General features: G+C 71.6%; 9 protein-coding genes and 1 pseudogene. 7 read left to right on the top strand and 3 right to left on the bottom strand.

Annotation, left to right across the window (positions count from 1 at the left end; genetic code table 11):
- Positions 1–77: 77 nt before the first annotated feature.
- Positions 78–1109 (bottom strand): annotated as a pseudogene (locus AB0I04_RS30040) (DEAD/DEAH box helicase); the annotation flags it as partial.
- A 68-nt stretch (positions 1110–1177) separates the two neighbouring features.
- On the opposite strand from AB0I04_RS30040, the gene AB0I04_RS30035 reads away from it, so the two are divergent.
- Positions 1178–1372 (top strand): DUF3046 domain-containing protein, encoded by a 195-nt coding sequence (locus AB0I04_RS30035; protein WP_360891655.1) that lies wholly within the window; start codon positions 1178–1180, stop codon positions 1370–1372.
- A 75-nt stretch (positions 1373–1447) separates the two neighbouring features.
- Here AB0I04_RS30035 and AB0I04_RS30030 read toward each other — a convergent pair whose 3' ends face one another.
- A complete protein-coding gene (locus AB0I04_RS30030) occupies positions 1448–2308 on the bottom strand; it encodes an ATP-grasp domain-containing protein (protein WP_360891652.1) in 861 nt (286 codons plus the stop codon).
- Between the two features lie 205 nt (positions 2309–2513).
- Between AB0I04_RS30030 and recA the strand changes: the two genes are divergently transcribed.
- The 6 genes from recA to AB0I04_RS30000 all read left to right on the top strand — a co-directional run bounded on the left by recA (position 2514) and on the right by AB0I04_RS30000 (position 9140).
- Positions 2514–3641 (top strand): recombinase RecA, encoded by a 1128-nt coding sequence (recA, locus tag AB0I04_RS30025; RefSeq protein ID WP_360891649.1) that lies wholly within the window; start codon positions 2514–2516, stop codon positions 3639–3641.
- Positions 3642–3680: 39 nt separating this feature from the next.
- Positions 3681–4460: a recombination regulator RecX gene (gene recX, locus AB0I04_RS30020; protein ID WP_360891646.1), complete on the top strand. Its 780-nt coding sequence runs from the start codon at positions 3681–3683 to the stop codon at positions 4458–4460.
- Positions 4461–4979: 519 nt separating this feature from the next.
- A complete protein-coding gene (gene rny, locus AB0I04_RS30015; protein ID WP_360891668.1) occupies positions 4980–6560 on the top strand; it encodes a ribonuclease Y in 1581 nt (526 codons plus the stop codon).
- 461 nt (positions 6561–7021) lie between these two features.
- The gene (locus AB0I04_RS30010; protein WP_360891643.1) at positions 7022–7846 is read left to right on the top strand and encodes a trypsin-like serine protease; all 825 of its coding nucleotides are present in this window, start codon (positions 7022–7024) and stop codon (positions 7844–7846) included.
- A gap of 191 nt (positions 7847–8037) precedes the next feature.
- Positions 8038–8535, top strand: coding sequence for a sigma factor (locus AB0I04_RS30005; protein ID WP_360891639.1), 498 nt, complete (start codon positions 8038–8040; stop codon positions 8533–8535).
- Positions 8532–9140: a TIGR03086 family metal-binding protein gene (locus tag AB0I04_RS30000; RefSeq protein WP_360891637.1), complete on the top strand. Its 609-nt coding sequence runs from the start codon at positions 8532–8534 to the stop codon at positions 9138–9140. The genes AB0I04_RS30005 and AB0I04_RS30000 overlap by 4 nt, the downstream gene beginning before the upstream one ends.
- A 55-nt stretch (positions 9141–9195) precedes the next feature.
- Here AB0I04_RS30000 and AB0I04_RS29995 read toward each other — a convergent pair whose 3' ends face one another.
- A complete protein-coding gene (locus AB0I04_RS29995; protein WP_360891633.1) occupies positions 9196–13182 on the bottom strand; it encodes a S8 family serine peptidase in 3987 nt (1328 codons plus the stop codon).
- Between the last annotated feature and the right edge of the window lie 46 nt (positions 13183–13228).

The raw sequence follows: 13228 nt of genomic DNA, 5'->3' as shown, positions 1-13228 counted from the left end.
CCACCCTCTCTCTCCGCCCCCCCGCCGCGGTCCTCCCGCCCGGCTTTCTGGTCTTCCTCGCTGCCGCCCCGATCCTACTCCTCCACCGCGGGGGGGGGCCCCCCCACCACGTCCGCCGGAGCGCCCCGCGACGCCCCCGCCTGCGCCATCATCTCGGCCGGTGAGGAGTCCTGCGGAAGCGCATCGCCGTTCTGTCGTTCCCAGGCCAGCTCGTTCAGCCGCCCGCTGAGCCGCTCGGCCAGCCGCCGGGAGTTGGCGAACACGATCGTCGACCGGTGCGCCCCGATCAGGTCGAGCACGGCGTCCTCGACGTGCGGCCAGATGTTGCGCCCCTGCAGCGGGGAGTCGTCCTCGGCGCGCGGATCCGGAGGGAGCTCGGTCATGTCCTCCACCGGCACCGAGATCCGCAGCTCCACCTCCTTCTCGTGCGGCGGCTGCACCACCGTCGCGGGCCGCACCCCGCCAAGGAACGCCGCGACCTCCGACACCGGGCGCACCGTCGCCGACAGCCCGATCCGCTGAGCGGGCCGCTCCAGCAGCGCGTCCAGGCGCTCCAGCGACAGCGCCAGATGCGCGCCGCGCTTGGTCGCCGCCACCGCGTGCACCTCATCGACGATCACCGTCTCGACCCCGCGCAGCGCCTCGCGCGCCTGCGACGTCAGGATCAGGAACAGCGACTCCGGCGTCGTGATGAGGATGTCGGACGGCCTGGTCGCGAACCGGCGGCGCTCGTCGGCGGGCGTGTCGCCGGAACGGACGGCCACGCCGATGTCGGGCTCGGCCAGCCCCAGCCGCCGCGCGGTCTGCCGCAGCCCGGTGAGCGGGGCGCGGAGGTTGCGCTCGATGTCGACCGCGAGGGCCTTGAGCGGAGAGACGTACAGCACCCGGCAGCGCCGCTTCGGATCCTCCGGCGGCGGCGTCGATGCCAACCGATCCAGTGACCACAGGAACGCGGCCAGGGTCTTGCCCGACCCGGTCGGCGCCACCACCAGCGTGTTGTCACCCTGGGAGATCGCCTCCCAGGCGCCCGCCTGGGCCGCCGTCGGCGCGGCGAACGCCCCCGCGAACCAGGCACGGGTGGCGGCCGAGAAACGGTCGATCGGCGTCATCCTGCCAGTGTGCATCGCCCCACCGACGGAATCGTCCACCGGCGACAGCGGCGGGTAGCGTGGGGGCCGTGCGACTCACGGTGTTCTGGGATCGGATGAACCAGCAGTTCGGCGAGGGCTATGCCGAGAGCGTGGCCAAGGACTACGTCATGGCCGAGCTGGACGGTCGCACGGTCGAGCAGGCCCTCGCCGACGGCGTCGCCGCCAAGGACGTGTGGCGGGCCGTCTGCGCCACCTTCGACGTCCCGCAGCGCCTCCGCTGAGCCGTGCGGTGAGACCCTCAGTGCCGCTGGGTGCGGGCCCGGCTGCGACTCTGAGCCGTGATCCCCGGCGGGGCACTACCTGATCGGGAAGCTCAGGTACAGATCCGCAGGTTCGGCGATCGACGGCAGATCGCTGACCTGTCCGTCGCCGACCTCGACCACCCGCCAGACCCCGTCCGCCCGCCGGGCCAGGTCCGTGGTGATGAACCGGCAGCCGAGCGCCCGTACGCACGGGGCGATCGGGTCCGCCTGCGGGCGGGGATGCCGGTCCGGCGTGTCCGGGTGCGGCCCCATCAGCACCGGTTCACCGTCGACCCACCACACGCGCGCCTCGCCGTCCTCGAACCGCTCGTACTCGCGGATGACGATGCCGCCGGCGAGGAAGTCGCCCTGCAGTTCGATGAAGCGCGCGACGACCGCGTGCAGCCGCTCCACGTCGGCGAGCTCGGGGATGAAACAGGCCTCGTCCCACTCGTGCTTGCGCGACTTCACGTAGTCCTTCACGACCGCCGGCCCGGAGCCCAGCGGGCGTACGAGCTCGGCCAGCTTGTCCGCCGCCGGCGTCGCGCCGGGGGACAGGGGCAGCCATACGCTCGCCGGAGTGACGCCCGCGAAGGTGTCGTACCAGCCGGGCAGCTCGTGCGCCTTCTCATAGCCGTCGGGCGGGACCGCCAGCACGACGTTGCGGGCGGCCAGGGCTGCCGCGAGCGCGGCGTACTGCGCCGGGGTGGTCATCCAGCCGCGGTACCACGTGGTCCCCAGGCCGTCGGGCACCTGGCGTACGGCCGCGGCGGCGTCGCCACGCTGCAGCGCGTCGTGGTCGATGAGCGCGACGGATCCGCCGAGCGCGCGTACGGCCTCGGCCTCCCGGGCGAAGTGCCCATCGACCCGCCGGGGATTCAGCGGGTCGGCGCACATGAGGATGGTCACCGGCATGATCCTGACCCTCAGCGTAGGGCAAGAGACCCCGTCTTTCCCCGGTGAATCGGCGCGTCCGTTCATGATCGAACGTGTGTTCGGCTAGAGTGAAGGAAGCGACGACATTGTCCACAGTGGTGGCCGGGCCCTCGAAAAATGTCGGCGGGTCCCCGTAACGTCGCTCCCGACAACAGCAGGCATCGACCCGACAGGGACACCTCACATGGCAGCAAACGATCGCGAGAAGGCTCTTGAGGCGGCGCTCGCGCAGATCGAGCGGCAGTTCGGCAAGGGTTCCGTCATGCGGCTGGGCCAGGAGGGACGCCCCCCGGTCGAGGTGATCCCGACCGGTTCGATCGCCCTCGATGTCGCCCTGGGCATCGGCGGTTACCCGCGCGGCCGCGTGGTCGAGATCTACGGTCCGGAGTCCTCCGGTAAGACGTCCCTCGCCCTGCACGCCGTGGCCAGCGCGCAGAAGGCGGGCGGCATCGCCGCGTTCGTCGACGCCGAGCACGCGCTCGACCCCGAGTACGCGAAGAGGATCGGCGTCGACATCGACGCCCTCCTCGTCTCCCAGCCCGACACGGGTGAGCAGGCGCTCGAGATCACCGACATGCTGATCCGCTCCGGCGCGATCGACGTCGTCGTCATCGACTCCGTCGCCGCCCTCGTGCCCCGCGCGGAGATCGAGGGCGAGATGGGCGACAGCCACGTCGGCCTCCAGGCCCGCCTCATGTCCCAGGCCCTCCGCAAGCTCACCGGCGCCATCAACCAGACCAAGACCACAGCGGTCTTCATCAACCAGCTGCGGGAAAAGGTCGGCGTCATGTTCGGTTCGCCCGAGACGACCACCGGTGGTAAGGCGCTGAAGTTTTATGCGTCGGTGCGGCTGGACGTGCGGCGGATCGAGACGATGAAGGACGGCACGGACGCGGTCGGCAACCGCACGCGCGTCAAGGTCGTCAAGAACAAGATGGCCCCGCCGTTCAAGGTGGCCGACTTCGACATCCTCTACGGCGTCGGCATCAGCCGCGAGGGCGGTCTGATCGACATGGGCGTCGAGCACGGCTTCGTGCGCAAGTCCGGCGCCTGGTACACCTACGAGAACGACCAGCTCGGTCAGGGCAAGGAGAACGCCCGGCGGTTCCTCAAGGAGAACCCGGACATCGCCGACGAGATCGAGAAGAAGATCAAGGAGAAGCTCGGGGTGGGTCCGCGACTCGACGCCGAGGCCGAGCCGGCGGGTGCTCCCGCGGCTCCGGCGGCTCCGGCGGCGGCCGCGGCGCCGGCTGCGACCAAGGCCGCACCGGCCAAGCGGGCGGCGAAGACCCCGAAGCCGGGAGACGTGTGATCCCGGGTCGCCCTTCGCGAGGCCCCGAGGGGCTGACCCATGAACACTCCTGACGAGCGTTCCACGAACACTCCTGAGGGGTGGCGGCGCCCCGCTCGGCGCCGGGCCGATCCCGGCGCGGAGATCTTCCCTGGTGACGCCGCCACCGCTCAGGACGACGGCGGCGGCGAGTCCGCCCGCGGCGGATCGGCGCGGCGGGGCCGGAGACGAGGGCGCCGTCCCACGGGCGCGACGTCGGGGCGTTCCGGTGAGGGATCCGCGCCTGGGCGCTTTCCCGAGGGGCCGACGCCCGGGAGCGCGGCGGCGCAGGGGCCGCCCGCCGACCCGGAGGCGGTGGCGCGCGAGATCTGCCTGCGGCAGCTGTCGTTCGCCCCGAAGACCCGGGCGCAGCTCGCCGACGCGTTGCGCCGCAAGGGCGTGCCCGACGACGTCGCCGATCGAGTGCTGAGCCGTTACTCCGAGGTCGGGTTGATCGACGACGCGGCCTTCGCGCGGGCCTGGGTGGAGTCACGTCATACCGGCCGTGGGCTGGCCCGACGGGCGCTCGCGGCCGAGTTGCGGCAGCGCGGCGTCGCCGACGAGACGGTCAGCGAGGCGGTGGAGGAGCTCGGGCCGGAGCAGGAGGAGGCGGCGGCCCGCGAGCTCGTCGCCCGCAGACTGCCGGGCACCCGGGGCCTGGATCCGGTCAAGCGCACCCGGCGGCTGATGGGCATGCTCGCGCGCAAGGGCTACTCCGGTGGTCTCGCATACCGCGTGGTCCGTGAGGCGCTCGAGGCCGAGGGCGCCGACGACCTTCCTGACCTGTCCTTTGACGACTGACCGTCCGCGCGCCGTCGTCGCGGTGTTCGCCGTCGCCGGTGGGGCCGGTCGGCGCGTGCGGCCATCACTGGCCCCAGGCCTTCACCGGTCGTCTGGCCGACGAGTCGGATCCTTGTCAGGGGTTCCCCGTCCCTTACATGGGCGTGACATGGACCGTGACAAGAAAGATCTAGCGAATCGTCCGGAACGCGTGGTCTTTCCTTGCCCATTACCTCTTGGCCGCTTACGGTTACCGCAGTGAGGTGTTACTCCGCGCAGTGCGGATTGCCATAGGACTGACCGCGTTCGACCACGTGAAAGGTGTTGTGTCCCCCGGCTCGCCAACGCCGGTGGTTCGCATAGCAGGGTTCTGGAACGGTCCGGAGCCCCCCTTGACCCTGCGCGTCCGGCGCTCGCCGGAGGCGCCGGTCGCGGCCGTCCCGGTGAGATCGCACGGTGCGTCCGTAACCCCTCGCGTCGCATCGCCGTCACCGGGCGTCCCCTGGTGGCGCAGCGTCGAGGAAAGGGGTCAGCGCCGTGATGTATGTCGTGATAGGTGCGGCACTGGTCGTGATCCTGGCGCTCGCCGTCCTCGTCCTCGTCGTACTGCGCCGTCTCGACGCCGCCGCGCGCAGGGTCGCCGTGAACGAGGAGCAGGTCGACGCGCAGCGGGGCGCCGACGAGATCGTGGCCAAGGCCCGAGCCGACGCCCAGGAGATCCTCAGTGACGCGGAGGTCAAGGCCCGCGAGGCGTCCGCGACGGCCCGGTCCGAGGTCGAGGACGAGATCAAGTCGCTCAAGGAGGACCTGCGGGCACTCCGGGAGGACCTGGAGCGCCGCGAGGCCCGGCTCGCCGAGCGGGAGCAACGGCTGGACGACGAGGTGCGCCGCCTCGAGGAGCGGGCCCGCGAGCTGGCCGACACGAAGCAGGGGCTCAAGGAACGCCGTGCCGCGCTCGACCGGCTCGACGAGGAGCGCCAGCGGGTACTCGAGCAGGCCGCCGGGCTCACCTCCGAACAGGCCAAGACCGAGCTCGTCTCCCTGATCGAGAACCAGGCCAAGCGCGAGGCCGTGCTGATCACGCGCGAGATCGAGAACGAGGCGCGCGACGAGGGCGAGAAGCGCGCCCGCAAGATCGTCACGCTGGCGATCCAGCGGGTGGCGAGCGAGCAGACCGCCGAGTCGGTGGTGTCGGTGCTGCATCTGCCCAGTGAGGAGATGAAGGGCCGCATCATCGGCCGGGAGGGCCGGAACATCCGCTCGTTCGAGACGACGACCGGCGTGAACCTCATCATCGACGACACCCCCGAGGCCGTGCTGCTCAGCTGCTTCGACCCCGTACGCCGCGAGGTGGGCCGCCTCACGCTGGAGAAGCTCGTCCTCGACGGGCGGATCCACCCGCAGCGGATCGAGGAGATCTACGAGCACAGCAAGACCGAGGTCGAGCAGCTGTGCGTGCGCTCCGGTGAGGACGCCCTCGTGGAGCTCGGCCTCACCGACATGCACCCGGAGCTGATCACGTTGCTCGGCCGGCTGCGGTACCGCACGTCGTACGGGCAGAACGTCCTGGGGCACCTGATCGAGTCGGCGCATCTGGCCGGAATCATGGCGGCCGAGCTGAAGCTGCCGGTGCCCCTGCTGAAGCGCTGCACGCTGCTGCACGACATCGGCAAGGCGCTCACGCACGAGGTCGAGGGCAGCCACGCGCTCATCGGCGCGGAGATCGCCCGGAGGTACGGCGAGGACGAGGACGTCGTGCACGCCATCGAGGCGCACCACAACGAGGTGGAGGTGCGCACGGTCGAGGCGGTGCTGACCCAGGCGGCGGACGCCATCAGCGGGGGCCGCCCGGGCGCCCGGCGGGAGTCCCTGGAGGCGTACGTCAAGCGGCTGGAGCGTCTCGAGGAGATCGCGACGACGCGCGAGGGCGTCGAAAAGGTCTTCGCCATGCAGGCCGGCCGGGAGATCCGGGTGATGGTGCGGCCCGACGCGGTGGACGACCTGCAGGCGCAGGTCATCGCGCACGACATCGCCAAGCAGGTGGAGGAGGAGCTGACCTACCCCGGTCAGATCCGGATCACCGTGGTCCGCGAGTCGCGCGCCACCGAGTTCGCCCGCTGAGGATCGCCGGTCCGGGGCCGGTGGCACCGGGGGATCAGCCGCGGGTCGCCTCGGAGCCTGATCGGCCGATCTTCTCCGGCACCAGCGGTGATCCTTGCTCCGTCCTCGTGCCGTTAGTACGTTGCCGTACGTCCTTGCACGCGGATGATCGACGGGGGCGTTGCTCCGCCGGGACGGGATGTGCGGATATGGGCTGCACGCGCGCGTTGCGTGCCGGGGTGACGACGGGGATCGTGCTCGGAGCGGTGCCGCTGGTCCTGTACGCGGCCCCCGCTCGAGGCATGCCGGTCCGGGAAGCGCCGATTCGGGCCGCGCCGCTCCGGGAGGCACCGGTCCGGGCCGTGCCGGTCCGGATAGCGCCGGTCCGGATAGCGCCGGTCCGGATAGCGCCGGTCCGGAAAGCGTCGGTCCGGGAGGCACCAGTTCGGAAAGCGCCGGTCCCGGGCGCGCCGGTCCGGGAGGTGCCCACGATCGATGCGCTGGCAACGGAGGTGTACTGGACGCCGGCGCGGATGGCCGCGGCGACTCCTGCCGGGGACGAGACGGCGGCATCGTCGCGTGGTCACGTCGCCGCGCGGGCTTCGGCGGCGGGCCGGGTGGCACACACGTTCCACGGTGTGCCGTCGGTCGGGGTGCTGTTCTTCACCTCCCGGCGGGCACGAGACCACTTCTGCACGGCGAGCGTGATCAGCGGCGCGCGGCGCAACCTGCTGCTGACCGCCGCGCACTGCCTCTACACGTACGACCACGACCGGCGCCGGGCGCACTACGCTTCCCACCTGGCCTTCGTCCCGAGGTACGAACGGACCCGCGCGCCGTACGGCGTCTGGACGGCGAAACGTCTCTACGTCCCGGAGGGCTGGGTCCGCCGGGGCGATGTCGACCTGGACTTCGGCTTCGCCACCCTGCGCCGTGACCGGGCCGGCCGTGACATCGCCGACGTGACCGGGTCCAACCGGCTCGTCCCGAACGTCCGTCTCCCGGCCGCCATCCGCGTCATCGGCTACCCCACCGTGCGCTACTCCGCCGCGGACCGGCCGATCTACTGCGACACGGTGGCCCGCCGGCGGTTCCGCTGGCAGAACACCTTCGCCTGCGGCGGTTTCTACGGAGGTACGAGCGGCAGCCCGTGGCTGTGGAGGTACGACCCCGATCGCCGGCAGGGACAGGTGATCGGCGTCGTCGGCGGCTACCACGCCGGAGGCCGGCGCCACGATCGTTCCTACTCCGCGCGGTTCAACGACGACGTCGCCGCGCTCTGGTCCCGAGCCGAGAAGCTGGGCTGACGGCGAGATCGTGGTGAGCGCCTCGCGGCGCGCTGTCCGCCCTGCGGGGGCGATGAGTTTCGCCCGCCCGCCAGGTCTTTATCAGGTGAGGACGTACGGGAGACCAGGGAACGGCAGGTCGGCGCAACTGCCATCGGCTGTTCACATGAGCGGATGGTCGACGGCGTAGGGGACGCGGAGAGGTGGCGGCGATGTCGAATAGCGACGAGTTCACCCGCTTGACGGATCCATTCCGGCCTGAGCTGCCGGTCCATTGCTACCGCATGCTCGGCTCGATCCACGACGCCGAGGACCTGGCGCGGGAGACCTACCTGCGTGCATGGCGGGCGTACGAGAACTTCGAAGGGCGTTCGTCGCTGCGCCGGCTGCTGCGCGATGATGTCGCTTTGGAGATGCCTCCGAACGCGACGTGGTTCACCGGCCGCGCGACGGTCGGCCGGTTCATCGCGGCGAAGGTCTTCGCCGGGCCCGGCGTGACCCGCATGGTCCGCGTCACGGCCAACGGGCAGCCCGCGGCCGCGGTTTACAGGCGCACGGACGACGGTGTCCACCGCGCGCACGCTGTGCAGGTGCTCAGCATCACCGACACGGGGATCTCACGGATCATCTCGTTCAACGACCCGGGCCTCTTCCGCGCCTTCGGCCTGCCGGTGACCCTGGACGCCGCCGGCGTGCCCGCGAGCGCATGACGCCGCCGAGCCGTCCGGCCGATCTGCTGGAGCGGGCGGTCCGCTACGGCCTGGAGAGCATGGAGGCGGTCGGGGCCGGATGCCTGTCCCGTCCGACGCCCTGCGCCGGCTGGGACGTCCACGCGCTGCTCCGGCACGTCAATGACTCGGTCGGCGCGATGTTGGAGGGGATCGAGCTCGGCCGCGTCGACCTGGTCCCGTCCGAGGAGGAGGACGAGGACCGCGACGGCGATCCGGCGGCCGACCTCGTGGCCGCCTTCCGAGGTGGTACGCGACGGCTCCTGCACGCCTGGACGGCGGCAGGACACCCCGGACACCGGATCGCCATAGCCGGGCATCCGATGGCAGCCGAGCTAGTCGCGGTCACCGGTGCCATCGAGATCGCGGTGCACGGGTGGGACATCTCCGTGGCCTGCGGCAGCGATCGGCCGATTCCGGCCGAGCTGGCCGTCGACCTGCTGACGTTGTCGCCGCTGGTGGTCAACGACGCCCTGCGTCACTCGCTGTTCGCGGCGCCCGTCGCGACATCGTGGCCGGCCGGCCCGAGCGACCGGCTCATCGCCTTCCTTGGCCGCAGCCCTTTGGGTATGGACCCGGGCCGGTAACCGGCATTCCGCGGGGCGGTCCTTCGTTCGCGGCCGCCCCGCGGTGCCGTCGGCGCTATCTGAGGCCGTAGGCCCGGTGGGTCGTCTGGTCGATCGTGTTGCCTTCGGTGTCCGTCGCCTGGACACGCAGCCCGACCGCGTCCCGGCCCGCCGCGGCCGCGGGATTGGTGATCGCCGCCGTGAATCCGGTTCCCTCGGCCCTCGTCGCGACCTGCGTCCAGTGGGCGCCGTCGTCGAAGGTGACCCACAGCTTCAGGCGGGTGAGCCGGGCACCGGAGTCGCCGAGTGAGCCGTGGTAGCCGCCGATCCGGATCCTGTGCGTGCCGCGCGGCAGCCGGTTGTCCAGATCGAGGCCCAGGTCGTACCGCAGGTTGAGGGTGCGCATCGGCGCGCAGGGCTTGATGGCCTGGGTCACGAGCCAGCCCACGCACAGGCCGTCCTGGAGGGAGGTCATCCCTTCCTGCGGACGTGCCGAGCGGAAGGTCCACTCCGTGTCGACGTCGGTGGCGAATCGCTGGAGCGGGTTCGGGGTGTGGTACTTGTCGGTGAGCCGGTACGCGGCCTCGCCCTCGGGCAGGGTGAAGGTGGGCACGGGGAAGGCGAAGATTCCAAGGATGGCCTTCTGCACGACCAGCGGCACCTCGGTGCCGTCGGCGCGGTAGAGGTGCTGCTCTTCCTTTCCGCCGTACTGCGAGACTCCGTTCGCACTCCATGCGAAGGCGCTCTTGCCGCTCGGCGCGGGGCCGGCGCCGACCACGGGGAGGGCCGTCACGAGTAGGTCACCGGTGCGGCAGGAGAAGCACTGCCGGGATCCGGGGAACCGCGCGTTGAGGCTCGCCGTCGGCGGGTCGTCGCCGGGGACGATGGGCTGGGCGCCCCAGTCCGCCGTCCGCCGGTCCGGCCTGGTGTACGCGTCGACGTAGGTGTACTGCCGTCCGTCGCGGTGGTAGTAGTCCCCGCCCGGGTCGTCGTAGGTGAACGCCACGTCGCGCTGCCAGAGCACGTCCGGTGAGACGGGGCCGACGTACTCGGTGCGGCTGCCGGGAGCGGGAGCGTCGAGGCTGAGGTCGCCGGGGGAGCCGGGTTCGCCGCGGTGCGTCGCGTACCAGGTCTCGTTGACGCGTCCCGCGCGGTCGAGGTGGAATCTGCCGGCGGTCTCGACGAGGTCCTTGGCGCCCACCGAGTAGCGGAGGCGGTCCGGGATGCGACCGTTCTCGTAGAACTTCAGCGAGTAGACGTACGGCGTGTTCGGAACGCCCGTGACGTCGACGTCGGCCTTGCCCGCGCGTACGGCGGTGAGCAGCGCCCGGCCCTCCTCGGCGGTCAGGCTCATCGTCGGGATCGGGTACAGCGGCCACGCCCGTGCCGGGTCGAAGAACGACCGTGCGGTGCCACCGAAGCCGAGCACGCCGGCGGCCCCGCCCTGCGCGGCGTTCTTGACGCGCTCGAGGGCGTTGGCCGTGCAGGTGGTGGTGCAGATGTCGTCGAGGGACAGCAGGACGAGCTTCCCGCGAACGTCGACGCCTTGGAGGTCCGCCGTGGTTCCGTGGCCGCCGTCGACCAGCGGAAGACGGAGGCGGCCGTTCAGCATCGGCACCGCGCCGGACTGGTCCTTCCAGTACGGCTGGTACTCCGGGTGCAGGGCCGGTGCTCCTCGCCACCGTCCCTGCATGGTGACCGGCGGGACGCCGAGCAGGTGCTGGCTGAACGCCAGGAAGGTGCCCTGGGCGACCTTCCTGGTCGGCAGCATCCACATGTTCAGCGAGCCGTACGGCATATCGGCGGTCAGCGTCAGGTAGCCGGTCCCGGTCGCCGGGACGCGCCGGAGGCCGAACTCCGCGGCGTAGCCCTCCGTCGGTCTGGGCGTCCGTACGCTGACCTTCCGCGCCTTGCGGAGGTCGAGTGTCACGGCGGTGTCATGATCCGCGTCGACCTCCGGGGCGGTGACCAGCGCGGAGTTGATCCGGTGGTCGGCGTCTCGCCAGGTGGCATAGGTGGTGAGGGTGAAGGCGCCGGGGTAGACGTCGGCGGCGGCGTCCTGGCCCGCGCCCATGCTCACCCCGTAGTCCAGGTCGTCGCGGTCGTCGACGCGCATGAAGGCCCAGCCGCTGTACGTCACGTCGGTGGCGCCGTCGGGCGGGATGACGTGCCCGGTCAGCCTCACCTTCCGGGCCTCTTCGTACGCGCCGATCGCCGTCGTGACGCGCACGCCGGATCCGGTGGCGCGGACGGTGCCCTCGTACCAGGTCGCCGGGCCCTTCGCCGGGTCGAGCGTGACCTTGACGGGCGTCGTACCGCCGGCGGGCACGGTCACCGTGTCGTGGTCGGCGGACAGCATCCCCTTGTCCGGGGTGCCGCCCGCGTGCGCCTTGAGCGTGAGGGCCAGGGCGAGCGTGACGGGCTGATCGCCCTCATTGACATAGGTGATCGTCTTGGTCACCGGTCCGGACTGCGGGTAGGAGAGCAGGCCGAAGTTCAGGTCGCCGTCGGCGTGCACCTGCCCGGTCACGGCCTGCGCCACGTCGACCCGGCCGGCGCCCTGTTCGAAGGTCCCGTAGCCGTCGTCGTGGGCGGTGCCCGTGAGCACGGACTTGAGCCACGAGGGGGACTTGTCCGGGTGCTGCTGCGCGAGGATCGCCGCCGCTCCGGCCACGTGCGGTGTGGCCATCGAGGTTCCGCTGAGGGTGGTGTAGTTCGCGTCCACCGCGGTGCCGAGGTTCGTGCCGGCGGCACGGGCGGCCACGATGTCCACGCCGGGTGCCGCGATGTCCGGCTTCAGGCCGAAGTCGCCCACCCGCGGGCCCCGGCTGGAGAAGTCGGCGAGCTTGTCCTGCTTGTCGACGGCGGCCACGGTGAGGGCGGCGTCGGCGGTGCCCGGCGAGTCGACGGTCCCCGCGTTCGGACCGGAGTTGCCCGCGGCGATGACGAACAGCGCCCCGTACTGCCGGGTGAGGTCGTTGACGGCCTGACTCGCCGGGTCGGTTCCGTCGGTGGGCTGGCTGCCCAGGCTCATGCTGATCACCTTGGCGCCGTGCTCGGCCGCCCACTGCATCCCCTCGATGACCTGTGAGTCGGCACCGCTGCCGCGGTTGTCGAGGACCTTGGCGGCCAGCAGCGTGGCGCCCGGGGCCACGCCCTTGTAGCGGCCGCCCGACGCCGCACCGCTGCCGGCGATGATCGAGGCGACGTGCGTGCCGTGCCCGTGGCCGTCCTGAACGCTGCTCTCGGCGCTGAAGTTGGCCGTGTCGCCGATCCGGCCGGCGAAGTCCGGGTGGTGCAGGTCGATCCCCGTGTCGACGACGGCGACCTTGACGCCCTTGCCGTCCAGGCCCTTCTTCCAGGCCTCGGGCGCGCCGATCTGCGGCACGCTCTTGTCCAGGGTGACGGTCACCTTGCGGTCCAGCCAGAGCTTGCTCAGCCCATCGGCCAGCGCCTTCGGCTGCGCGTCACCGGCGGCGGGGGCGACCGTGTCCCAGAACGTCCGCACCGCGGACTTGGCCACGCCGAACGCGGCTCCGTGGATCGCCGTCAGCGGCCGGGAGGAGGTGTTGGCCGGCAGGGCGTCGGCCTGCCGGGACAACGCCTTGGCGTCCCGGACCGCGCCGCCGTACTGCGCGATCACCGGGATGCGCGCGGACGCGTCGTCGGCATAGCCGGAGCGCGCCAGGTAGGCGACGTCGAACAGGCTCTTGTCCAGCCGCCCGGTGCCGATCAGACCGAGCGCGTCCGACGGGATCACGTACAGGGCGTCTCCCTGGCGGCGCTGGAAGAAGCCCACCGGCCTGCCGTCCGCACGTCGCGCTGCGGTGACCTTCACGTCCTCGCCCTTGTCGGCATGGGCGTCGTACGCGACCACGTCGCCCGTGATCAGTGTGATCCGCTTGCCGGACGACGAACCGGGGAGGGGACGCGATCCGGGCACCGCGGTCGTCGAGCCCGGCGTCGCCGCGGTGGCCGCGGAGACGGGGGCGGGGGCCGCGACGGCCATCAGCAGGACGCCCGCCGCCGTGGTGACGCGTATGCGCCGGCGGAGTGGGTTCAACGGGAACTCCTTCGTGGGGGATGGGGGCAGTTGGATGATCACCGCG

The sequence above is a fragment of the Actinoallomurus sp. NPDC050550 genome, from assembly GCF_040655075.1.
Classification (GTDB): domain Bacteria; phylum Actinomycetota; class Actinomycetes; order Streptosporangiales; family Streptosporangiaceae; genus Actinoallomurus.
Note: the sequence above shows the minus strand (reverse complement) of the source record. Positions and strands in the feature narration are given on the sequence as shown.

Coding starts and splice junctions, on each gene's coding strand:
- recA (WP_360891649.1), top strand. CDS start 2,514: ATGGCAGCAAACGATCGCGAGAAGGCTCTTGAGGCGGCGCTCGCGCAG.
- AB0I04_RS30000 (WP_360891637.1), top strand. CDS start 8,532: ATGACGCCGCCGAGCCGTCCGGCCGATCTGCTGGAGCGGGCGGTCCGC.
- AB0I04_RS30005 (WP_360891639.1), top strand. CDS start 8,038: ATGTCGAATAGCGACGAGTTCACCCGCTTGACGGATCCATTCCGGCCT.
- recX (WP_360891646.1), top strand. CDS start 3,681: ATGAACACTCCTGACGAGCGTTCCACGAACACTCCTGAGGGGTGGCGG.
- rny (WP_360891668.1), top strand. CDS start 4,980: ATGTATGTCGTGATAGGTGCGGCACTGGTCGTGATCCTGGCGCTCGCC.
- AB0I04_RS30030 (WP_360891652.1), bottom strand. CDS start 2,308: ATGCCGGTGACCATCCTCATGTGCGCCGACCCGCTGAATCCCCGGCGG.